This window comes from Paraburkholderia lebeckiae, from assembly GCF_050436325.1.
Lineage (GTDB): Bacteria > Pseudomonadota > Gammaproteobacteria > Burkholderiales > Burkholderiaceae > Paraburkholderia > Paraburkholderia tuberum.
This window is the reverse complement of sequence record NZ_JBNDLZ010000003.1, coordinates 1852289-1874396: the sequence shown is the minus strand read 5'-3', so window position 1 is coordinate 1874396 and position 22108 is coordinate 1852289. Positions and strand designations below refer to the sequence as shown.

The window sequence follows — 22108 nt, the reverse complement described above, 5'->3', positions numbered from 1 at the left end:
CTTCGAAATTGCATGGGCAGTCGATGCTGCCTCTTATGCCGTGGCATCGCACGGTGCGCGTGCCGGCTTGTACGGTCATCGCGTGCTGGACGTTCATGGTTTCTGCACCACATGTTCCGCGGCACGTTGATGCCGCGCCGCGAGCCGTCGATAGATCATCGAGAACACGACCGGTACGAAGATCAACGTGGCCAGCGTGCCGACCGCGAGCCCGCCGATCACCGCGCGTCCGAGCGGCGCGTTCTGCTCGCCGCCTTCGCCGAGCCCGATCGCCAACGGCACCATGCCGATCACCATTGCGAGCGCGGTCATCAGCACCGGGCGGAAACGTGTGAAGCCCGCTTCGATCGCAGCGCGCGTCGCGTCGCCGTGCAGCAGCAACTGTTCGCGCGCGAAGCTGGTCACCAGAATCGAGTTCGCGGTCGCGATGCCGATACACATGATCGCGCCGGTGAGGGCAGGAATCGACAGCGTGGTGTGCGTGAGGAACAGCATCCACACGATGCCCGCGAGCGCACCCGGCAGCGCCGTGATGATGATGAACGGATCGAGCCACGACTGGAAGTTGACGACGATCAGCAGATACACGAGCAGCACCGCAAACAGCAGACCGGCGAGCAGGCCCGAGAATGACGCGTTCATCGTTTGCACCTGGCCGCGCAGTTCGATGGTCGAGCTCTTCGGCAGCTCGGTTTTCGATGCGTCGATGACCTTGCGGATGTCGTCGGACACGCCGCCGAGATCGCGGCCGTCGGCGGTGCCGTAGATGTCGATCGTGGTTTGCGCGTTGTAGTGCGTCAGCACCGCGTTGCCGGCTTCGCGGCGCATCGTCGCGAGCGAGCCGAGAATGTTGCTGCGGCCGTTGGCGTTGAGCGGAATGTTCGCGAGCGATTGCAGCGAATCGATGGTGTATTGCGGCGCTTCCGTGATCACGTTGTAGCTGACGCCATTGCGCGGATTGAGCCAGAACGTCGGCGTGGTCTGTTGGCTGCCCGACAGCGTGATCAACAGATTGCTCGCGATATCGCGCTGCGAAAAACCCGCTTGCTGCGCGCGCGTGCGATCGACGTCGATGAAGATCCGCGGCAGATCGGCGGGCTGCTGGATGCGCGCATCGGCGAGACCCGGCACCGTGCGCAGACGGTGCAGCAGGTTCGCGGCGAACGCACGATTGGCTGCAACCTCACGGCCGACGATCTGGATATCGATCGGCGACGGCATGCCGAAATTGAGCGTCTGACTGACGATATCGGCAGGCAGAAACGCGAACTGCGCGCCGGGGAATTCGTCGCTGAGCGTGCGCCGCAATTTGCGCACATAGTCGGCACTCGGATGATGATCGGGGTTCAGCGTGATCAGGATGTCCGAGTCGGATGTGCCGATCGTGCCCGTGTTGCTGTACGAAAGGTTGATGCCCGACACCGGCAGACCGATGTTGTCGATGATCGAATGCAGTTCGCCGGCCGGAATCAGCTGACGGATGCGCGCATCGACACGATCGGTCAGCACCGCGGTTTCCTCGACGCGCATGCCGGTTTTCGCGCGCATGTGCAGCGCGATCGTGCCGGCATCGACGGCGGGGAAAAAGTCGCGGCCGATAAACGGCAGCAACAGCAACGAAGCGCAACAGCAGGCGAGAAACAGCGTGACGAACAGTCCCGGTCGCGCGACACGCGCTTCGAGAAACACGCGGTAGCGCTCGCGCAAACGCGAGAAACCGCGCTCGAACGCGTAGTGCATGCGCATGAACGGATTGCGCGTTTGCACCGGCGCGTGATGTAAATCCGCGGGCTTGTGGTGATAGCGCAGCAGATACTTCGCGAGCGTCGGCACGAGCGTACGCGAGAAGAAGTACGACGCGAGCATCGCGAAAACCACCGCTTCGGCAAGCGGAATGAACAGATAGTGCGCGACACCGGTGAGCAGAAACATCGGCACGAACACGATACAGATCGACAGCGTCGACACCAGCGTCGGAATCGCGATCTGATGCGCGCCGTCGAGAATCGCCTGTTCTAGCGTCTTGCCCTGTTCGAGCTGATGGCTGATGTTTTCGATCGCGACGGTCGCATCGTCGACGAGAATCCCGACCGCGAGCGCGAGCCCGCCGAGCGTCATGATGTTGATCGTCTGACCGAGCGCGGACAACGCGATGATCGACGTGATCATCGACAACGGAATCGATACCGCGATGATCAGCGTCGCGCGCCAGTTGCCGAGGAACAGCAGAATCATCAGGCCCGTCAGGCACGCGGCGATCAGTGCTTCACGCAAGACGCCCTGCACGGATGCACGCACGAACAGCGATTGGTCGGCGACGGGGTCGATATTCAGCGACGGCGGCACCAGATTGCGCAGCGTCGGCATCATCGTCTTGATGCGGTCGACGATATCGAGCGTGGACGCGTTGCCGCTTTTATTGATCGTCAGCAGTGCGGCGCGCTGGCCGTTCACGCGCACGATGTTGGTCTGTGGCTGGTAGCCGTCGCGCACGTGCGCGACGTCGCGGATATAGATGGTGCCGTTTGCCGTGGTGCGGATCGGAATGTTGTTGAGCCCCGCGAGGGAATCGGGGCTGCCGTTCATTTCCACCGAGTACTCGGTCGAGCCGATTTTCGCGGTACCCGAGGGCAGGATCAGATTTTGCGCGGAGACTGCGTTGACCACGTCGATTGGCGACAGATTGCGCTCCTGCAGCTTGCGCGAATCGATGTCGACCATGATCTGCCGCTGCTTGCCGCCATACGGCAGCGGCGCGGATGCGCCCGGAACGGTGGCGAGTTGCGTCTTCAGGAAGTTATTGCCGAAGTCGTAGAGTTCCTGCTCGGTCAGCGACGCGGACGACAACGCGAGCCGCAAGATCGGCACCGTCGACGCGTTGTAGCGCAGGATGAACGGCGGCGTGATGCCGGGCGGCAGCGAGCGCACTTGTGATTGCGACAGCGCGGTGACCTCGGCGAGCGCTTCGTCGATATTCGCGCCCGGCTGGAAAAAGATCTTGATGACGGTGATGCCGTTCAGCGATGTCGATTCCGTGTGTTCGATATCGTTGACCGCCACCGACAAGCCGCGCTCGTAGTTCAGCGCGATGCGCCGCTCCATTTCGTCGGCGGGCAGGCCGTTATACGACCAGATGACCGAGAGCACCGGAATATCGATGTTCGGAAAGATGTCGGTGGGCGTGCGCAGAATGGTCAACGGTCCGACGATCAGCAACAGCAGCGCCAGCACGACGAACGTATAGGGGCGCCGTAGCGCGAGACGAACGATCCACATGACTAGCGCAGACGGATGAAATGAGCGGCGACCGCACCGCGCGGATCGGAAACGCAGGCGCGCACCTCGGCGCGAAGGCAGGTGCGAAGCTGCGCGGCGCCCGCATCTGGCAGCTCGTTCTGGCCGTGCACGTTTTTGATGTCTCCCCCCGCAGGGTTTATGATGGTCTGCATTACGACGTCTGACGCCGAGATCATCGGCCGTGCGCAGCGTAATGGGAATAGGGCGAAACGACTGGTGAAAGCCTTCTATTCGCCTTCCCAAAGCCCCGCAAAGCGGGAACAATGACTCGAACCTTCACGCGCCATGCGCGCGACAGGACAGATTAAGTGCGCACGCAACGTCAAATGCGAAGCGGCGTTTTTATCATCACCTCGACCGGCGTGAAATCATAAAGCCGGCTAAGGGAAGCGGGGAATTATCATGGAAGTCGGTTCCATTGTCCGATCGGTACATATCGCCGTGCCGCAAGGCGCGCGCGGAATCGTCATGCGCATTCTTGGCGACATGGCGATGGTGGCGTGGTACGCCGGCGAGCCCGGCGCCTCGCAGCAACTCAATACCGAACCCTTTTTCCTGGAAGATCTGATCGATACTGGCGATCTGATACGTCCGGCCGGCGCGCAGACGCATTGAACGAGAGACTTACCGGTTGCTCATTGCCGTTGCGTGACAGGCAGGTGCGGGCTGTAGTGATGCTGTAAGGTGAGTTCGGCTCGCGAGCATCGCTGTGGGCCGATGCGCGCGACGATTCACGGCGCGTCCCAGATCAGCCCGTATTTCTAGCGATGCCACGGACGCATTGCGAGTCGCCGCCCTCGTCTTTACCCGCGGCGCGGCGCACAATGCGGGGCATGAACGACACCATTCCCGACAATTCCTATCCCGAGGCCGGCGCCGATGGCGCCGTGCCATTCGCGCGGCTCACGCCGGAAACCGTGCTCGACGCGATCGACGGCGTGCTCGCAACGACCGGCGTGCGTACCGACGGCCGTCTGCTGCCGCTCAACAGCTACGAAAATCGCGTGTATCAGGTCGGCGTCGAAGACGGTCCGCCCGTGGTCGCGAAGTTCTATCGCCCCGAGCGCTGGAGCGACGCGGCGGATTCTCGAAGAGCACGCGTTCGTCGCCGAACTCGCCGCGCGCGAGATCCCAGCCGTGCCCGCGCGCGTGCTCGACGGCCGCACGCTGCATAGTTTCGACGGCTTCCGCTTCTCGGTCTTCGAGCGACGCGGCGGTCGCGCGCCGGATCTCGACCGGCGCGACACGCTGGAATGGCTGGGGCGTTTCATCGGACGCATTCATGCGATCGGGCAGACCCAGGACTACGCAGAGCGTCCCACGCTAAACATCGACACGTTCGGCTACGAGCCGCGCGACTTCCTGCTGGCGCACCGTTTCGTTCCCGACGATCTGCGCACCGCGTGGGAAACCGTCGTGAATCTCGCGCTCGAAGGCGTCGCGTGCGCGTTCGAGCGGGCTGGCGAGATTCGCAGGCTGCGTCTGCACGGCGACTGTCATCCCAGCAACGTGCTGTGGACCGACGCGGGCCCGCATTTCGTCGATTTCGACGACAGCCGCATGGGGCCCGCGATTCAGGATCTATGGCTCCTGCTGCCGGGCGAGCGTGCGGAGGCGTCGCGCGCGCTGACCGATCTGCTCGCCGGGTACGAGGATTTCTGCGAATTCGAGCCGCGCGAGCTGTATCTGATCGAAGCGCTGCGCACGTTGCGGCTGATTCACTATCAGGCATGGCTAGCACGCCGCTGGAACGATCCGGCGTTTCCGGCCGCGTTTCCGTGGTTCAACACGCAGCGCTACTGGGAAGATCGCATCCTCGAGATGCGCGAGCAGATCGGCGCGATGCAGGAAGGGCCGTTGTGGCCGGTTTGACGTCCTGACGGTCAAGGCGCCTGCGACGCCACATTCGACGACTCCACCAACGTCGATCTGACGATCACCTCCGCGCGCACGTCCCGCCCAATCGCTTCGATCGCGGGACGCATGCGCGTGAAATCGTCGGGCGTGCAGACGTCGCTGTCGAAATGGGTGGCGCCGTCGCGCGTCATCGTTACCACGTTGCTACGCGGATCGAACGCGTACTGCGACGTGAAATCGACGAAGCGGTCCTGCGTGCGTTGCGCCTCCGGCAGGTCGAGCACCCGGAAATTGGCCGGCAGTTCGATGCGCGCGCGTTCGTGGATCGCGAGGTTGTGGCACACGAACGGCTGCGTGCGCTTGCACGGCGAGCCCGCCGCCTGTCGACATTGAGCAAAGCACTCAATTGCGTGATGTCGACGGGCTACACGCTGCAAGCGGCGCCACCCGACGCCGCAATCTCCCGCGCGGCCTTCGCGCCTTCGACCTGCAATAGCGTCGGCAGCGACACGCCATTTTTCGCCGCCGTCACCTCCGCCAGAATCGACACCGCGATCTCGGGCGGCGTCCTGCTGCCGATATAAATGCCGACAGGTCCATGCAAGCGGGCCAGTTCGGCTTCGTTCAGATCGAACTCCTTCAGGCGCTCGCGTCGCGCCTGATTGTTCCTGCGCGAGCCGAGCGCGCCGACATAAAACGCCGGCGTCTTCAATGCTTCCATCAGCGCGAGATCGTCGAGCTTCGGATCGTGCGTGAGCGCGATTACCGCGCAGCGCTCGTCGAGCTTCATGTCGATCACGGTATCGTCCGGCATCGTGCGTACGATCTTCGTGCCCGGCACGTCCCATTCCTCGGTGTATTCCTCGCGCGGATCGCAGACCGTCACCTGATAATCGAGCCCCACCGCGATATGACACAGGTAGCGAGACAACTGCCCGGCGCCGATCACTAGCATCCGGTAGCGCGGGCCGTGGATCGTCAACAGACGCTCACCGTCGAAATGCACGCCGTCGGTCGCCTGTGCGTTGTCGAGCCGAACCGCGCCCGTCGTCATGTCGAGTTCGCGCGCGACGAGCCGGCCATTTTCGACCGCGTGACACAGCTCGGCGATGCCGCTTTGCCGCGTCAACGGTTCGAGTACGAGCTGGATCGTGCCGCCGCACGGCAGGCCGAAGCGATGCGCTTCCTCGGCCGTGATGCCGTACTTCACCGCCTCCGGATGTGTCTGCTCGATGCCCCGTTGCCGCACGCGATCGATCAGATCGTCTTCGATGCAGCCGCCCGACACCGAGCCCACCACGAGGCCGTCGTCGCGCACCGCGAGCGTCGCGCCCTCGGGACGCGGCGACGAGCCCCACGTCTTCACGACCGTCACCAGGAGCGCACGATGTCCGTCCGCTAGCCAGCGGGCGCTGGTTTTCAGAACTTCGAGATCCACGCTGTCCATGATTTCTTCCCTTTCTTTGCTTCGCCGCCGGACTCGCCGTCCGCGGCCTCGTTCGATTCCGTTTGCTCGGAGGCGGATGCGGCTTCGGCTTCGGTATCCACCGGGGCGTCGCCTTCCGCTGTTTCATGAGCGCTATTGTCTCCCGAGAGCTGGGTGCTCAAGCGCTTGAAAAACTCCCCCGCAATCTTGCGCGCCGCACCGTCGACGAGCCGCGAGCCGATCTGCGCGAGCTTGCCGCCGACCTGCGCATTGGCGGTGTAAGAGAGCTTCGTCGCGGCATCGCCGTCGGCTTCGAGCGTGACATGCGTGTTGCCCTTGGCAAAACCCGCGGCGCCGCCCTGGCCTTCGAACACAATGGTGTAGGTGTTCGGCGCGTCGATATCGGTCAGTTGCATGCGCCCCTTGAAGCGCGCCTTGACCGGGCCGACCGCCGCGCTCAGCGTGACCAGGTACGCGTTTTCGCCGTCCGGGTCGATGCTTTCGCAGCCGGGAATGCAAGCGCGCAGAATCTCGGTGTCGTTCAACGCGTCCCAGGTTTGCTGCTGCGCGACCGGCAGCGTATGAGTTTCGGTCAATTCCATGACGTTGCTCCTGCGAGTGTCGTCGCGGCGACGGCGTGGCGAGGCGCGCGTGTCAGTTGCGCGAGATCGTGGCCGAACGCTGCGAGACTGTCTAGATTATGAACCGGACGATGCGCGTCGACATACGGCAGGATCGCCTGCACGCCGCGCGCCTTCGGAGTAAAGCCGCTGAACCGCAGCAGCGGATTGAGCCACACGATGCGATGCGCGAAGCGTGCGAGGCGCGCCATTTCGGTATCGAGCACGTCGATCGCTTCGTGATCGAGACCGTCGGTGACGAGCAGCACCGTCGCACGACCTGTGAGCACGCGGCGCGCCCAGCGTCGGTTGAACTCGGCGAGCGCCGCGCCGATGCGCGTGCCGCCCGACCAGTCGACCACCTGGTCGCTGAGCGTCGCGATCGCGACGTCCGGATCGCGTTCGCGCAATGCGCGCGTCGCGTTCGTGAGCCGCGTGCCGAACAGAAACACCTGCAGACGTTCGCGCGACTGCAACAACGCGTGGCAAAAGTAGAGCACCGCGCGCGAGTAGTTGCTCATCGAGCCGGAAATGTCGAGCAGCAGCACGAGCGGCGGCTTGCGCTCGACCCTCTTGCGATACTTCCACACGGTCCAGTCGCCACCGGCGCGCACCGCATGCCGCGCGCTCGCGCGCAAGTCCGCATGCGTGCCGTGCGATGCCGCCTTCAGGCGCCGCGTCGATTCGGTTGCGAGCGGCAGCCGCTGGCCGCGAATCAGATGACGCAGCGTGCGCCATTCGTCGGCGTTCAGCGTGTCGAAATCGCGATGACGCAGCCGCTCTTCCGCGCTGAACGTCAACTGCGCATGCAACTCGTGCTGCTCGGTTTCCCGCGGCGCATTCAGATGCGGCGACGGTGGCATGCGTACCGCGAGCGCATCGGCGAGACGGTTGTTGCGCTTGGGCGGTGGCAGCCCGTCGCGCACTTTCGGCAGCAGCAGCGCGCGCAGCCTGCCTTCCCAATCGGGGTCGCGCCAGAACAGATCGAACGCGGCATTGAAGAGTTCGCGTTCGTCGGGCGCGGTGACGAGCAGCGCGGCAAGCGCGGCGTGCACGTCGTCGCGGCGGCCGAGGTCGATCCACTGCAACGCGGCGAGTGCGTCGACTGCTTGTGCGGGCGACATCGGCAAGCCGGCGCCGCGCAGCACGCGCACGAAATGGACGACGTTGCGCGCGAGCGTGGGCGCAGTGTGCTGGTTCGTGTCGTCGAGCCTGCCAGAGCCGGTTCCGTTCGTCATGCCAATCACCCTCACCCGGACAGACACTGCGCGATCTGCGCGGCATCCACACGCGCGAGATCGTCCTGATACTTGAGCAGCACGCCGAGCGTGTTCTGCACCGATTGCGGATCGAGCTCCGTGACCGACAGCGCTTCGAGCGCGCGGCACCAGTCGATCGTCTCGGCGATGCCGGGCGCCTTGAACAGATCCATGCCGCGCAGCCGATGCACGAAGTCGACCGCGCGCCGCTGCAATTGCGCCGACGTTTGCGGCGCGCGCGCGGCGATGATCTCCAGTTCGCGATCGCGGTCCGGATAGCCAATCCATTGATACAGACAGCGGCGCTTCAACGCGTCGTGAACTTCGCGCGTGCGGTTCGACGTCATGATGACGAGCGGCGGCTGCGTCGCGCGCACGGTGCCGTATTCGGGAATCGATACCTGGAAGTCGGACAGGAGTTCGAGCAGGAATGCCTCGAACGGTTCGTCGGCGCGGTCGATTTCGTCGATTAGCAGCACGCGCCGCGCGCCGGGATGGTTTTCGTCGGGCATGAGAGCCTGCAAAAGCGGACGCTTCAGCAGGAATTCGCCGCGATACAGCGTGTCGTTGTCGGGGCGCTCGCCGCTCGCTTCGGCAAGCCGAAGCGCCATGATCTGGCGCGGGTAGTCCCATTCATAAAGCGCGCTCGCGGTGTCGAGGCCTTCATAGCATTGCAGGCGCAGCAGCGTGGTGCCGAGCATGCCCGCCGCCGCTTTCGCGAGCTCGGTTTTGCCGACACCCGGCTCGCCTTCGACGAACAACGGCCGCTCCATGCGCAGCGCGAGATACAGTGCGGTCGCGAGCTCGCGGCTCGCGAAATAGCGTTGGGCGGCGAGTTGGGCGAGGGTGTCGTCGATCGAAGCCGGCTGCATGGTGATCCTGAATCTGTGCGACAGGCCATGGCAAAGCGTGACGCGTGTGAAGAACGCAATGGCCGCGAGCCCGGCGTCGAACTGTCGCGCCGGCTCGCGAAGTGAACGAGGCCGGCTTGCGCGCGCCGTGGTGTGCGCGCGGCAAGCCGGGCGGCTCAGCGCGGATCGCTAGGCATTTGCCTTCGTGACCGCGCGCGCGGCGAGCACCGGAATCAGATGCGCGCGATACGCGGCGCTCGCGTGCATGTCGTCGTTCAGCTCGTCGGGCGACACGCTCACTGCACGTGCCGCCTCGGGCGTGAAGTTCGCCGACAGCGCGCTTTCGAGCTCGGGCACGCGAAATACCGACGCCGCCGCACCCGTCACCGCAACTCGCACACCGCTCGCGGACTTCGCGACGAACACGCCGACCAGCGCGAAGTGCGAGGCCGGGTTGCGGAATTTCTCGTACGCGGCACGCTCGGGCACGGGAAACTCGACGGCGACGATCAGCTCGTCGGGCGCGAGCGCGGTCTCGTACATGCCGACGAAGAAATCGCCCGAAGAGATGCGCCGCCGGTCCGTGACGATCGTCGCATCGAGGCCCATCGCCGCCGCCGGGTAGCACGCGGCCGGGTCGTTGTTCGCGAGCGAGCCGCCGATCGTGCCGAGCGCGCGCACCTGGCGATCGCCGATATTCGCGGCCAGCTCCGCGAGCGCGGGCAACACGCGCCGCACGTCCGCGTGTTCGGCGACGTCCGCGTGACAGACGGCTGCGCCGATCGTCACCGCGTTGGCGTCCACGGTGATCGTCCTGAGCGCGGGAATGCGCGTCACGTCGATCAGTTGCGACGGCTGCGCGAGACGCAGGCGCATCGTCGGCAGAAGGCTCTGGCCGCCGGCGAGGAACTTCGCGTCGCTGTCGGCGGTGAGGGCTGCGGCGGCCGCTTGCGGATCCGTCGCGCGTTGATACTCGAATGAATACATGTCGAATGCTCCGCTCAGGATCGTTGGGTCAGGCTTGCTTCGCCGCTTGAATCGCGGACCACACGCGATGCGGCGTGGCCGGCATCTGCAGATTGGTCACGCCAAGCGGCGCGAGCGCGTCGATGATCGCGTTGATCACGGCCGGCGGCGAGCCGATCGCGCCCGCTTCGCCGCAGCCTTTGACGCCGAGCGGATTGTGCGTGCACGGCGTGCCCTTCGACGTTTCGACCGTGAAGTCGGGCAGGTCGGACGCATGCGGCATCGCATAGTCCATGTACGAGCCGGACAGCAGCTGGCCGCTGTCGTTGTCGTACACGCAGCGCTCGAGCATCGCCTGACCGATGCCTTGCCCGAGCCCGCCATGCACCTGACCTTCGACGATCATCGGATTGATCACGTTGCCAAAATCGTCGACCGCGGTGAACTGCTGGATGCGGGAGACGCCGGTGTCCGGATCGACTTCGATCTCGCAGATATACGCGCCCGACGGATACGTGAAGTTGGTCGGATCGTAGAACGCGCTTTCTTCGAGCCCCGGTTCGAGCACGTCGAGCGGATAGTTGTGCGGCACGTACGCGGCGAGCGAGATTTCCGCGAACGCCTTGGTGCGGTCGGTGCCCGCGACGCGGAACACGCCGTTCTTGAACTCGATGTCTTCGGCCGACGCTTCGAGCAGATGCGCGGCGATCTTCTTCGCCTTTGCTTCGATCTTGTCGAGCGCCTTCGAGATGGCCGAGCCGCCGACCGCGATCGAACGCGAGCCATACGTGCCCATGCCGAACGCGATGCGGCCGGTGTCGCCGTGCACGATCTCGACGCTTTCGAGCGGAATGCCGAGGCGATCCGCGACCACCTGCGCGAAGGTCGTCTCATGGCCCTGGCCGTGACTATGCGAGCCCGTGAACACGGTCACCGAACCGGTCGGGTGCACGCGAATCTGGCCGACTTCGAACAGGCCCGCGCGCGCGCCGAGCGCGCCCGCGATGTTCGACGGCGCGAGACCGCATGCCTCGATATAGCACGAGTAGCCGAGGCCGCGGCGCTTGCCGTTGTTTTCGGATTCCTGCCGGCGTGCGGCGAAGCCCTCGACGTCCGCGAGTGTGAGCGCGCGCGACAGGATCGCGTTGTAGTCGCCGGTGTCGTAGGTGAGGCCGACCGGCGTCGCGTACGGGAATTGCGTGATGAAATTGCGGCGGCGGATTTCCGCGGGGTCGAGTTTCATCTCGCGCGCCGCGGCTTCGACCAGACGCTCGACGACGAACGTCGCCTCCGGCCGGCCCGCGCCGCGATACGCATCGACGGGAACGGTGTTGGTGAAGACGGCCTTCACTTCCGCGTAGATCGCGGGCGTCGCATATTGGCCGGCGAGCAGCGTCGCGTAAAGGATCGTCGGCACGCTCGACGCGAACGTCGACAGATACGCGCCCATGTTCGCGATTGTATGCACGCGCATCGCGAGGAACTTGCCGTCGGCGTCCAGCGCAAGCTCGGCTTTGGTCACGTGATCGCGGCCGTGCGCGTCGGAAAGGAACGCCTCGGAGCGCTCGGCCGTCCATTTGACCGGCCGGCCGATCTTCTTCGACGCCCAGGTGAGCGCGACGTCTTCGGCGTACAGGAAGATCTTCGAGCCGAAGCCGCCGCCGACGTCCGGCGCGATCACGCGCAGCTTCGATTCCGGCAGCGACAGCACGAACGCGGCCATCAGCAGCCGCTCGACGTGCGGGTTCTGATTCGCGACGTACAGCGTGTAGCTGTCGTCCTGCGCCGAATAGTTCGCGTTGACCGCGCGCGGTTCGATCGCGTTCGGCACGAGGCGGTTGTTGACGATATCGAGCGTGGTCACGTGCGCGGCTTTCGCGAACGCGGCGTCGGTCGCGGCCTTGTCGCCGTGGCCCCAGTTGTAGCAGACGTTGTCGGGCACTTCGTCGTGCACGGCCGCTTGACCCGGGTCGGCCGCATGCGCGGTATCGACGACGGCCGGCAGTTCTTCGTAATCGACTTCGATCAGTTCGGCCGCATCTTTCGCCGCCTTGATCGATTCAGCGATCACGAGCGCGACCTGATCGCCCACGTGCCGTGCTTTCGTATGCGCGATCACCGGATGCGGCGGCTCGTTCATCGGCTTGCCATCGGTGCTGTGGATCAGCCAGCCGCACGGCAGTCCGCCGACGTTCTCGGCGGCGAGATCCGCGCCGGTGAAGATCGCGATCACGCCCGGCGACTGTTTGGCCGCGCTCGTGTCGATGCTTCTGATCTTCGCGTGCGCGTGCGGCGAGCGCAGGAACACGGCGTAGGTTTGCTGCGGCAGCACGATGTCGTCGGTGTACTGGCCTTTGCCGGTCAGGAAGCGATAGTCTTCCTTGCGTTCGACGGCGGCGCCAATCAGGCTCTGTGTATCGGGTGCGTTCATCGTCGGCTCCTCAAGCGGCGGTTGCGCCGGCGGCATTCGCGCCGGCAGATGCGCTCGATGCGGCGGACTTCATACCCGCGGCGCCCTCGAGCACGGCCTTGACGATGTTGTGATAGCCCGTACAGCGGCATAGGTTGCCGTCGAGCTGCTCGCGCACCTCGTCGCCCGTCAGATCGGGTTGACGCTGCACCAGCGACACCGCGTTCATCACCATGCCCGGCGTGCAGAAGCCGCATTGCAGACCGTGACAGTGTTTGAACGCGGCCTGCATCGGATGCAGCGCGCCGTTGTGCGCGAGCCCTTCGATGGTCGTGACCTCGGCGCCATCGGCTTGCGCGGCGAGGATGTTGCAGGACTTGATCGCGCGGCCGTTCAGATGCACGGTGCAGGCGCCGCATTGCGCCGTATCGCAGCCGACATGGGTGCCGGTCAGACGGAGTTGATCGCGCAGGAACTGGACAAGCAGGGTGCCAGGGTCGACTGAGGCGCTCACGGGCGCGCCATTGACCGTCAGACTGATGCTGATCGCCATGAAGCTGTCTCCTTTGTCGACCGCAGTTAGCGCTTCAGCGCTTACTGCGGTCCCATGCGTTTATCGCGATTGATCGGAGCGAGCGCGTTGGCGTATCGATCCCTGCCTCGGCGCAGACCACGATCCCATGCAAGATAGTTGCTGTGGGTGAGACCGGACCTGTGATTGTTATTGCCCTCTGCTTTGCTTCGACTGCGTGCTGACTTCGATTCGCCAGGTCCGATGAGGGTACTACGGGTTTTACAAGTCTGCCGAAAAGTAAAGCACAAATCGCGCGGGCGCGCTATGAGGGGAAGTGTGTCGCCGCGCGCGAGCGCACGAAGAGAGCATGGCGGCCACGGAATGGGACGCCGCAAAGACAAGCGCCCCGTCTGCGGAGCACGACGGGGCGCATCGATAGATCAGCGGAAAGCGTGGCCACGCTCGCGAGCTTTCAGCTCATTGGCGTGGCTTCATCGAAACGGCGCCGCATTACTTTGCCAGTTTCGAATGACGCCGCGAGTAGCCGAAATAGATGACCATGCCGATCAGCAGCCAGATCACGAACGCGCCCCACGTGATGCCTTGCAGATTCAGCATCAGGAACAGGCACGATGCGACCGCGAGCACCGGCACGACCGGCACGCCAGGGCAACGGAACGCGCGCGGCAGCTCCGGGTGCGTCTTGCGCAGCACGAGCACCGCGATCGACACCATCGAGAACGCCGCGAGCGTGCCGATATTGATCAGCTCGGCCAACACATTGAGCGGCACCAGCGCGCCGATCAGGCCGAAGAAGATACCGACGAGCCACGTCGTGAAGAACGGCGTCGCGAAACGCGGATGCACTTTCGACAGCTTCGCGGGCAGCAGGCCGTCGCGCGACATCGCGAAGATCACCCTCGTCTGACCGTAGGCCATCACGAGAATCACGGTCAGCATGCCCAGCACGGCGCCGAGGTCGATGAAGCCCGCGACCCAGTTCTGCCCCGCGAGTTGCAGCGCGTACGACACCGGGTGCGAAATGCCCATGAACTTCCCGGACGGCACGATGCCGGTGACGACCGCGGCCACGGCCACATACAGCACCGCGCACACGCCGAGCGACGCGATGATGCCGATCGGAAGATCGCGCTTCGGATTCTTCACTTCTTCGGCCGCCGACGACACCGAGTCGAAGCCGATGAACGCGAAGAACATCACCGCGGCCGCGCCGAACACGCCGCTCCAGCCGTGAGGCATGAACGGGTGCCAGTTGGCCGGCGTGACATGAAACATGCCGACGCCGATCACGAGCAGCACGACGACGACCTTGATCGCAACCATGATGTTGTTGATTCGCGCGGATTCGCGCACGCCGAGCGACAGCAGCGTGGTGATCGCCATCATCACGAGGAAGGCGGGCAGGTTGAACAGCGTTTCGTGTCCGGGGACGGCGCCGGGGGCCGCGGTCAGCGCCATCGGCAGCGACACGCCGAAGCCCGACAGCAGCGACTGCAGATAGCCGGACCAGCCGACCGACACCGCCGAGGTCGCGAGCCCGTACTCGAGCATCAGGTCCCAGCCGATGATCCACGCGGCCAGCTCGCCGAGCGTCGCGTACGAGTACGTGTAGATCGAACCGGCGACCGGAATCGTCGATGCGAATTCAGCGTAGGCGAGCGCGGCGAAGCCGCAGGCGATCGCCGCGATCAGGAACGAGATCATCAGCGCGGGGCCGGCCTGTAAGGCGCCCGTGCCGGTCAGCACGAAGATGCCGGTGCCGATGATGGCGCCGACGCCGAGGAAAGTCAGGTCGAGCGCGCCCAGCGCCTTTTTCAGGCCGGCGGTCTGAGCGCTCGCCGCAAGCATGTGCTCGACGCTCTTTTTGCGAAACAGGGACATTGGCGTGGGTCTCCAGTGGTGCACGCGTGTTGCGCGCCGAATGTCGGGAAAACCCGCGATTCTAGCGGATGCGTGTCGCCGGGCTGGTCCGCGCGGCGCTTTCTGGGCCAAGGCGAGGGGCGGAAAGTCCCGCCAGGAGGTGATTCCGAGGTGGTCTTGCGGTGCTGGAAGCGGGGCGGCAGTAAAGCTATTGACTGAATAGTCAATCGATGAGGATGGAATCTTTCCGTTTGCGCCGGCGCCACGATCGGACGACCGCGGCGCAACGGCGCAGGCACGGCTGGCGGCGTCTGCCGGGCTAGCCCGCCATCGCGGGATTCAGATCGACGAGGCGGTTGCTCATTACATAGAAGGTCAGCTCGGCGTTGTTGCGCAGCTTCATCTTGTCGAGCAGCCGCGTGCGGTACACGCTGACCGTCTTCACCGACAGCGACAGCGCGGCCGCGATATCGGTGAGACGTTTGCCTGACGCGAGCATGCACAGCGTCTGGTACTCCCGATCGGACAGCTTTTCGTGCGGCAACTGCTCGCCGTCGAACGACACGTAGTCGGCGAGCGCCTCGGCCATCGCGGGGCTCACGTACTTGCGGCCCGCCGCGACCTGCTGGATCGCGCCGATCATCTGCGCGGCATCGACCGTCTTCGACAGATAGCCGGACGCGCCGGCTTTGAGCGCGCGCACCGCGTACTGGTCCTCGCGGTACATCGAGAACATCAGCACCGCGACGCGCGGCGCCTTGCGCTTCAGACGCTTGAGCACCTCGACGCCATTCATGTCGGGCAGCGATATGTCGAGCAGCACGACGTCGAAGCACTGGTGGACGACCAGGTCGAGCGCTTCGGAGCCGGTTTGCGCTTCGGCGACCTCGCGCGCGACGCCGCGATCGAGCAGCAGCTGGCGAACGCCCTGGCGAACCACCGCGTGATCTTCGACGATCAGGATGCGCAGGCTCATGGTCGCGGGCTCACGATTGCAGCGCGCGCCGGGCGGCGCGCGGCGTTGGGGCGGCCGCGAGCAGCGCGTGCCACGCGAAGCGGGCCTGGATCAGGGTGCCGCGCGGGGGGATGGCGCCGTTGTTGCCAGTGCCGCTGTCCTCGCCACGACCGACGCTCGTGCGCCTCGCGCTGATTCGCAGCGTGCCGTCGAATGCGGCGCAGCGCGCCTGCATGCTGGCGAGACCGAAATGACCGCCCGTTTTTTTCTGGCCACCGCGTTCGCGCGCGCCGCGCGGCAGGCCGATGCCATCGTCGCTGACGAGGAGCCTCAGATGACGCGCACCGGTTTCGACGCGCAGCTCGGCGCAGGTCGCGCGCGCGTGCTTCGCGACGTTGTTCAGCGCTTCCTGCGCGACGCGGAACACGCCGAGCGCGGCATCGGCGGGCAGGCGCGCGAGCCGCGCGTCGACGCTGCAGGTGAAGGTGGTGCGCAAGCCGGTGCGCATGGAGAAGTCGCGGGCCCAGCACTCCAGCGCGCCGGCGAGGCCTTTTTCGAACGACGGCGCGTGCAGTTGCGCGATGGCGTCGCGATTTGCCGCCTGCACGGCGTCGAGCGAACGATTCGCGACCGCGAGCGCGGCCGCGCATTGCGGCGGCGCGTCGGCGGGCAGCCAGGTTTCGATGCCGGCGAGCGCGAAGCGCGTCGCAGTCAGCTCGGCGCCGACGCCGTCGTGCAGCTCGCGCGCGACATGACGGCGCACGCTTTCCTGCGCATCGACCAATTCGGCCGACAGCTCGCGTACCCGCGCGCGCAGCCGCTCGATCTCGCGCGCGGCGAGCGATGGCATGTCGAAGCCATCACGCTGCGCGGACGAAGCCAGCGCAGCGTTGAACGGGACGGCGGTCGACATATCCATGAATTTCCCTCTCAGGAAGCAGAGTGGACGGCGAAGCGGGCACGCGCAGCCGGAATCAAAGCCTGCGAATCACGAGGTTTCGCGTCGGACGAAACACGATGGCCCAACGTAACGAAATTTACATTCAGTAACAACTCGGGTCGACGACGATCGGTGCATGAATTCGTCTGGTCTCGCGGCGCGATGATATCTCAAAAAGATTAAAAAAGCAGTCGCAGAAAGGCTTAGCGCGGAGTCTTCAGAGATCACATGATGTTTACCGCCGACTCGTGCTGTCAGAGGAATTCTGACAGCGAAGGTAATGCAACGGGCTCCGATTTGTAACGGAGCAACAAAAAAGGAGCCCGGAGGCTCCTCTTTTGGAATTCGCGGCGCGCGGGCCGCGAAGAAGAATGCCGGCCGGCTTAGCCGACGAAGGCCTTTTCGACCACGTAATGGCCCGGCTCGTTGTTGCTGCCTTCCTTGAAGCCCGCGTCTTCGAGCAGCTTGCGCGTGTCGCGCAGCATGTGCGGGCTTCCGCACAGCATGACGCGGTCGTCCTCGAGCGAGAAACCCGGCACGCCGAGGTCGGCGAACAGCTTTTCGGTTTCGATCAGCTCGGTGATGCGGCCGCGGTTCTGGAACGCTTCGCGCGTGACGGTCGGGTAGTACAGCAGCTTTTCCTGTACGAACTCGCCGAGGTGTTCATGCGCCGGCAGGTGCTCGGTGATGTATTCCTTGTACGCGAGTTCGTCGACGAAACGGCAGGTATGCGTGAGGACCACGCGCTCGTAGCGGTCGTAAATGTCCGGATCCTTGATGATCGACATGAACGGCGCGAGGCCCGTGCCGGTGGACAACAGCCACAGCGTCTTGCCCGGCAGAAGGTTGTCGGCCACCAGCGTGCCGACCGGCTTCTTGCCGATCAGCACTTCGTCGCCGACCTTCAGATGCTGCAGACGCGATGTGAGCGGGCCGTCCTGCACCTTGATGCTGAGGAATTCGAGATGTTCTTCGTAGTTCGCACTGGCGAGGCTGTATGCGCGCAGCAGCGGCTTGCCCTCGACCTGCAGGCCCACCATCGTGAACTGGCCGTTTTCGAATCGGAACGACGGATCGCGCGTGCAGGTGAAGCTGAAAAGCGTATCGGTCCAGTGATGGACGCTCAGGACGGTTTGTGAATTCAGGTTGCTCATGGCTTCTTGGATAGTGCGAAAACAAAGGCGGCCAGTCGTCTGAGCCGGCCGGCACGGCAAGGGGCGATGCTGCGCTGACCCGTGGTCGGGGCTCCCGCGCAATCCGCCATTTTACCGTGCCCGCCGGGGCGGGGCCGCGGCGCGGCGGTCGGACGTGGTAAAGCGGGTTGCCAACCGGGAAGCGGCGGCGCCGGCTTGCTGGCGCCGCGAAGTACGTTGGCGTGAGTGCGGCCGTGCTTCAGCGGGGTACGGCGATTCGGCGAACGCCGCGAAGGGCGGCTGCCATTGGCTGCCCGGCAGGCGCGAAAGCGACGCGCCGCAAGGGCGACATTTTCAGGATGATACCGAAAGGCGGCGTGCGCTGCAGCATTGACCCTGCTGATAAAACTGGCAAATGGGGCGGAACCCTGCCGGCGCCATCGAGCTCGACTCGCTTTCGACTATCGTTTGCGCGCCGCGACTTTTTGGGGAATACGCACGACGTTGCCTCGTTTACGCAGGACGCGAGTCGCGCTAAGCCAGGCAGTGCGTTGGCTGCGCGACTCGTCCTGGCGGCTGCGGCCGCCCATGCGAGCAGGAGGTGTCGAATGGAAGCTTCTCGTGCGATTTCCGCATTCGGTTCATACACTGGCTTCGACGGGTTCGTGATACGGGAACGCGCATCGCGCCGCGTGCGTCGCGTGCTGTGTCGAGCTGGTCTGCTGGTTTTAGCGTTGGGGACGGTCGGGGCCGAGGCGCAGGAGGCGATTTTGCCGCCGCAGTCGGTGACCTCATCGACCGTTCCGGCCAACGGCGATGTCAATCCGTACGGCATGGCGTTCGTGCCGGCCGGCGTGCCGTCCTGGAGTACGCTCAAACCCGGCGATGTGGTGGTGTCGAATTTCAATGCGAAGTCGAATTTGCAGGGAACCGGTACGACGATCGTCAAGCTCGTGTCCAATAGCGATCCGGTGACTTTCTTCCAGGGACACAATCTCGGTCTCACGACGGCGCTCGCCGTGCTGAGAAGCGGCTTCGTGCTGGTGGGCAATGTGCCGACCACGGATGGCAAGAACGTCGTCGCGCCGGGCTCGCTGCTCGTCATCAATCCTCAGGGCGGGCTCGTCAAGGAACTGAAAGATCCCAACCTGCTGGACGGCCCCTGGGATCTCACCGTGATCGACGGGGGGCGATTCGTCCGGGTCTTCGTCTCGGATGTGTTGAACGGGAAGGTCGCGCGGATCGATCTTGCCATCGGCGAGGATGGCGTTCAGATGCTGCCTGGCTCGGCCATCATCGCGTCAGGCTATCTGCACCGCACCGACCCAGCGGCACTCGTGGTCGGCCCGACAGGCTTGGCTTACGACCCATCGCATGACGTGCTTTACGTCGCCTCGACCGGTGACAACGCGGTGTTCGCCATTTACGGCGCTGCGGGCGCGAAACACGATGGCGGCATCGGCCGGATGATCTATCAGGACAACAAGCACCTGCACGGTCCGCTTGCGCTGGCGCTCGCACCCAACGGGCATCTCGTGACCGCAAACGGCGACGCGGTCAACCCCGACCCGAAACGTCCCAGCGAAATCGTCGAGTTCACTGTCGACGGACAATTCGTCGCTCAAATGTCGGTCGACCCTGCGCCGGGCTCCGCGTTCGGCCTCGCATTCGGCCTCGATAGCAAGCGCCACTTGCAGTTCACCGCGGTAGACGACGCCACGAATACGGCGACCGTCTGGACGTTGCGCACCGACAGTCAATAAGGAAACCGGGGACGACGATCGGGGACGTCGTGACGCGTCGGGGACGTGTCACGGTCACACGGTTTCGCGGCGAGTCTATCGGTACACAGATATGGGTCGGGGGCGGCGATTGTGGCAGCAAGCCTCGGCCAAGTAAGGAAATTCTGTCCGATGGAATTGATGACGCCAATTCGCGGGTGCCGCTTGCTCACACCGCCGGCACCCGCTTTTTTCCGCTCTGTTTCAACACGCGCGCCTGCAGCACGATCACGAGTAGCAGGAACACGCCGCGAATCACCGATTGCCAGTACGCGGACAGACTGATGAACCCGAGCCCGTTCTCGAAGTTCAGCAGATTGAACACGAGCCCGAGCAGCAGCACGCCGGCAATCGTCATCGCGACGGAACCCTCGCCGCCGGTCAGCAGCGTGCCGCCAAGCACGACCGCCGAAATCGCGAACAGCTCCCAACCGACGCCTTCGTTAGGCTGCCCAGCGCCGAACTGCGCGGCGAGAATCACGCCCGCCATGCCGGCGAGCAGCCCGCTGACCGCATAGGCCATCACCAGCGTGCGGTCGACGTTCAACCCCATCAGCCGCGCGGCCTCTTCGCTGCCGCCGATCGCGAGCGAGTGCCGCCCGAAGCGCGTGCTGCGCAGCGCGAGCCAGCCGGCGACCGCGGCGACGAGCGCGACGAGTCCCGGAATCGGCAGCCCGAACAGGTCGCCCTGACCGAAGTTGCCGAAGTTCGAATCGGCCGCGATCGATACCGCGTCGTTCTTGCCGAGCAACAACGCGACGCCGTGGGCGCCGAGGCTCGTCGCGAGCGTGACGATGAACGGCAGGATCTTGAGCCGGGTGATGATGACGCCGTTGAGCACACCGACCGCGAGCCCGGCCGCGCAACCCGCCAGCACCGCGACCCAGCCGCCGAAGACGCTCGTCAACGCGGCGACCACGCTCGCGAGCGCCGCGACCGTGCCGACCGACAGATCGATGCCGCCCGTGATGATCACGAAGGCCATGCCGATGGAGATCAGCGCGAACATCGAGTTGTAGCGCCAGAACGACGTGATGTTGTACGCCGAGCCGAAGTGGTCGTAGCGCACGAGGCCAAAGACGACGAGCCCCGCGAGCGCGAGCAGGATGGGAAGATTCTTTTTCATCGCATCGAATCCGGAAAGAGTGCCCGCAGATCGTGAAAATGAGCGTGAGCGCCAGCGCCAGAATCAGCGCGAGCGCCGCTGCACGTAAACCGCCGCGACGATGATGCCGGCCTTCACGACGAGCGCGGCGGCATCGGGAATGCCGTGCGCGAGCAGCGTATAGCGCAGCAACTGGATGATCAGCGCGCCGATCAGCGTGCCGCCCATATACGCCTTGCCGCCCGTCAGCGCGGTGCCGCCGACCGCGACCGCCGCAATCGCATCGAGTTCGACGCCAAGCCCCACGACGTTCGCATCCGACGACGAATTCACCGAGATCGAGATCAGCCCCGCGAGGCCCGCGAGCGCCGCGCACAGCGTGTACGCGATCATCTTGACGGTAGCGGTCGGCACGCCGCACAGATACGCGGCTTTTTCGTTGCCGCCGGTGATCAGCAGATACTGGCCGAACAACGTCTTGCGCACGATCCACGCGAACGCGCCGACCAGCGCGAGCATCAGCAGCACCTGGAATGGCACGCCCGCGACCTTGCCGAGCGCGATCCACTGAAAGGCTGGCGTGTTGAACGCCTGCAGGCTGCCGTCGGTGACGACCTGCGCGATGCCGCGTCCGGCGATGAACAGCACGAGCGTCGCGACGATCGGCTGCACCGATAGTCGCGTGACGAGCAGGCCGTTGAACACGCCGCATGCGGCCGCTGCGACTACCGGCAGCACGAACGCAAGCCCGATGCCGAGCGGCCCCGCTATGTTGAGGAACAGCATCGGCGCGAGCGCGCCCGAAATCGCCATCGACGCGCCCACCGACAGATCGATGCCGCCCGTCGCGACAACAAGCGTCATGCCGATGCCGACGATCACGATCGTCACGACCTGCGTCATGTTCACGTTGAACGTCTGCAACGACCAGAAGTGCGGCGTGAAGATCAGGTTGAACAGCACCATCGCGAGCAGCACGATCACTTCGCGCTGCATCGCGAGATGGCGCCACTTGTGCACGGTGCTCGCGGACCGTGCGGGCGGGGTATTGGTCGATTGCATCATGGTGGTGTCGGCGCCCGCCGCAGCGGCGCCCGCCGCATCGCTGCGCAG

18 protein-coding genes and 1 pseudogene are annotated in these 22108 nt (G+C 64.8%); 4 read left to right on the top strand and 15 right to left on the bottom strand.

Translation table 11 applies throughout. From position 1 onward, the window contains the following. Nucleotides 1-93 precede the first annotated feature (93 nt). The gene (locus OKW44_RS26475; RefSeq protein WP_018419120.1) at nucleotides 94-3276 is read right to left on the bottom strand and encodes an efflux RND transporter permease subunit; all 3183 of its coding nucleotides are present in this window, start codon (nucleotides 3274-3276) and stop codon (nucleotides 94-96) included. A gap of 20 nt (nucleotides 3277-3296) precedes the next feature. On the opposite strand from OKW44_RS26475, the gene OKW44_RS26470 reads away from it, so the two are divergent. From OKW44_RS26470 to OKW44_RS26460, 3 genes and pseudogenes are all read left to right on the top strand, one after another. Continuing rightward, nucleotides 3297-3461 (top strand): hypothetical protein, encoded by a 165-nt coding sequence (locus tag OKW44_RS26470; protein WP_018419121.1) that lies wholly within the window; start codon nucleotides 3297-3299, stop codon nucleotides 3459-3461. Between the two features lie 238 nt (nucleotides 3462-3699). Next, entirely contained in the window at nucleotides 3700-3912 is a 213-nt protein-coding gene (locus OKW44_RS26465) for a hypothetical protein (protein WP_018419122.1), read from the top strand. Between the two features lie 218 nt (nucleotides 3913-4130). Then, nucleotides 4131-5169: pseudogene (locus OKW44_RS26460) on the top strand (serine/threonine protein kinase). A gap of 11 nt (nucleotides 5170-5180) precedes the next feature. Here the strand turns inward: OKW44_RS26460 and OKW44_RS26455 are convergent. The 12 genes from OKW44_RS26455 to OKW44_RS26400 form a co-directional block, all read right to left on the bottom strand. Continuing rightward, nucleotides 5181-5498: a hypothetical protein gene (locus OKW44_RS26455; protein WP_018419124.1), complete on the bottom strand. Its 318-nt coding sequence runs from the start codon at nucleotides 5496-5498 to the stop codon at nucleotides 5181-5183. A gap of 80 nt (nucleotides 5499-5578) precedes the next feature. Then, nucleotides 5579-6601, bottom strand: a complete 1023-nt coding sequence (locus OKW44_RS26450; RefSeq protein ID WP_018419125.1) for an XdhC family protein — start codon at nucleotides 6599-6601, stop codon at nucleotides 5579-5581. Continuing rightward, nucleotides 6574-7182, bottom strand: a complete 609-nt coding sequence (locus OKW44_RS26445) for an SRPBCC family protein (protein WP_018419126.1) — start codon at nucleotides 7180-7182, stop codon at nucleotides 6574-6576. The genes OKW44_RS26450 and OKW44_RS26445 overlap by 28 nt, the downstream gene beginning before the upstream one ends. Continuing rightward, complete coding sequence (locus OKW44_RS26440; protein ID WP_018419127.1) at nucleotides 7173-8438, bottom strand: vWA domain-containing protein; 1266 nt, start codon at nucleotides 8436-8438, stop codon at nucleotides 7173-7175. Before OKW44_RS26440 ends, OKW44_RS26445 begins: the two co-directional genes overlap by 10 nt. A gap of 11 nt (nucleotides 8439-8449) precedes the next feature. Beyond that, nucleotides 8450-9331, bottom strand: coding sequence for an AAA family ATPase (locus OKW44_RS26435; RefSeq protein ID WP_018419128.1), 882 nt, complete (start codon nucleotides 9329-9331; stop codon nucleotides 8450-8452). 168 nt (nucleotides 9332-9499) lie between these two features. Then, complete coding sequence (locus tag OKW44_RS26430; protein WP_018419130.1) at nucleotides 9500-10297, bottom strand: FAD binding domain-containing protein; 798 nt, start codon at nucleotides 10295-10297, stop codon at nucleotides 9500-9502. Nucleotides 10298-10325: 28 nt separating this feature from the next. Beyond that, nucleotides 10326-12707: a xanthine dehydrogenase family protein molybdopterin-binding subunit gene (locus tag OKW44_RS26425; RefSeq protein WP_026225559.1), complete on the bottom strand. Its 2382-nt coding sequence runs from the start codon at nucleotides 12705-12707 to the stop codon at nucleotides 10326-10328. Nucleotides 12708-12717: 10 nt separating this feature from the next. Then, entirely contained in the window at nucleotides 12718-13239 is a 522-nt protein-coding gene (locus OKW44_RS26420; protein WP_018419132.1) for a (2Fe-2S)-binding protein, read from the bottom strand. A gap of 471 nt (nucleotides 13240-13710) precedes the next feature. After that, nucleotides 13711-15102, bottom strand: coding sequence for a branched-chain amino acid transporter BcaP (gene bcaP / locus OKW44_RS26415; protein WP_018419133.1), 1392 nt, complete (start codon nucleotides 15100-15102; stop codon nucleotides 13711-13713). Between the two features lie 298 nt (nucleotides 15103-15400). Next, complete coding sequence (gene rqpR / locus OKW44_RS26410) at nucleotides 15401-16057, bottom strand: response regulator transcription factor RqpR (RefSeq protein ID WP_018419134.1); 657 nt, start codon at nucleotides 16055-16057, stop codon at nucleotides 15401-15403. Between the two features lie 10 nt (nucleotides 16058-16067). Then, complete coding sequence (locus OKW44_RS26405) at nucleotides 16068-16955, bottom strand: sensor histidine kinase (protein WP_018419135.1); 888 nt, start codon at nucleotides 16953-16955, stop codon at nucleotides 16068-16070. A gap of 404 nt (nucleotides 16956-17359) precedes the next feature. Next, a complete protein-coding gene (locus OKW44_RS26400; RefSeq protein WP_018419136.1) occupies nucleotides 17360-18130 on the bottom strand; it encodes a ferredoxin--NADP reductase in 771 nt (256 codons plus the stop codon). Nucleotides 18131-18717: 587 nt separating this feature from the next. Between OKW44_RS26400 and OKW44_RS26395 the strand changes: the two genes are divergently transcribed. Further along, nucleotides 18718-19872 carry an NHL repeat-containing protein gene (locus tag OKW44_RS26395; protein WP_018419137.1) on the top strand — a complete coding sequence of 385 codons (1155 nt, stop codon included), beginning with the start codon at nucleotides 18718-18720 and terminating at the stop codon, nucleotides 19870-19872. 187 nt (nucleotides 19873-20059) lie between these two features. Here the strand turns inward: OKW44_RS26395 and OKW44_RS26390 are convergent, their stop codons facing one another. Together OKW44_RS26390 and OKW44_RS26385 are read right to left on the bottom strand one after the other, a co-directional pair. Next, nucleotides 20060-21016, bottom strand: coding sequence for an ABC transporter permease (locus OKW44_RS26390; RefSeq protein WP_018419138.1), 957 nt, complete (start codon nucleotides 21014-21016; stop codon nucleotides 20060-20062). 63 nt (nucleotides 21017-21079) lie between these two features. Then, nucleotides 21080-22060 carry an ABC transporter permease gene (locus tag OKW44_RS26385; RefSeq protein WP_035470513.1) on the bottom strand — a complete coding sequence of 327 codons (981 nt, stop codon included), beginning with the start codon at nucleotides 22058-22060 and terminating at the stop codon, nucleotides 21080-21082. Between the last annotated feature and the right edge of the window lie 48 nt (nucleotides 22061-22108).

Coding starts and splice junctions, on each gene's coding strand:
- OKW44_RS26450 (WP_018419125.1), bottom strand. CDS start 6,601: ATGGACAGCGTGGATCTCGAAGTTCTGAAAACCAGCGCCCGCTGGCTA.
- OKW44_RS26470 (WP_018419121.1), top strand. CDS start 3,297: ATGAGCGGCGACCGCACCGCGCGGATCGGAAACGCAGGCGCGCACCTC.
- OKW44_RS26405 (WP_018419135.1), bottom strand. CDS start 16,955: ATGGATATGTCGACCGCCGTCCCGTTCAACGCTGCGCTGGCTTCGTCC.
- OKW44_RS26440 (WP_018419127.1), bottom strand. CDS start 8,438: ATGACGAACGGAACCGGCTCTGGCAGGCTCGACGACACGAACCAGCAC.
- OKW44_RS26400 (WP_018419136.1), bottom strand. CDS start 18,130: ATGAGCAACCTGAATTCACAAACCGTCCTGAGCGTCCATCACTGGACC.
- bcaP (WP_018419133.1), bottom strand. CDS start 15,102: ATGTCCCTGTTTCGCAAAAAGAGCGTCGAGCACATGCTTGCGGCGAGC.
- rqpR (WP_018419134.1), bottom strand. CDS start 16,057: ATGAGCCTGCGCATCCTGATCGTCGAAGATCACGCGGTGGTTCGCCAG.
- OKW44_RS26430 (WP_018419130.1), bottom strand. CDS start 10,297: ATGTATTCATTCGAGTATCAACGCGCGACGGATCCGCAAGCGGCCGCC.
- OKW44_RS26385 (WP_035470513.1), bottom strand. CDS start 22,060: ATGATGCAATCGACCAATACCCCGCCCGCACGGTCCGCGAGCACCGTG.
- OKW44_RS26435 (WP_018419128.1), bottom strand. CDS start 9,331: ATGCAGCCGGCTTCGATCGACGACACCCTCGCCCAACTCGCCGCCCAA.
- OKW44_RS26445 (WP_018419126.1), bottom strand. CDS start 7,182: ATGGAATTGACCGAAACTCATACGCTGCCGGTCGCGCAGCAGCAAACC.
- OKW44_RS26465 (WP_018419122.1), top strand. CDS start 3,700: ATGGAAGTCGGTTCCATTGTCCGATCGGTACATATCGCCGTGCCGCAA.
- OKW44_RS26475 (WP_018419120.1), bottom strand. CDS start 3,276: ATGTGGATCGTTCGTCTCGCGCTACGGCGCCCCTATACGTTCGTCGTG.
- OKW44_RS26420 (WP_018419132.1), bottom strand. CDS start 13,239: ATGGCGATCAGCATCAGTCTGACGGTCAATGGCGCGCCCGTGAGCGCC.
- OKW44_RS26425 (WP_026225559.1), bottom strand. CDS start 12,707: ATGAACGCACCCGATACACAGAGCCTGATTGGCGCCGCCGTCGAACGC.
- OKW44_RS26395 (WP_018419137.1), top strand. CDS start 18,718: ATGGAAGCTTCTCGTGCGATTTCCGCATTCGGTTCATACACTGGCTTC.
- OKW44_RS26390 (WP_018419138.1), bottom strand. CDS start 21,016: ATGAAAAAGAATCTTCCCATCCTGCTCGCGCTCGCGGGGCTCGTCGTC.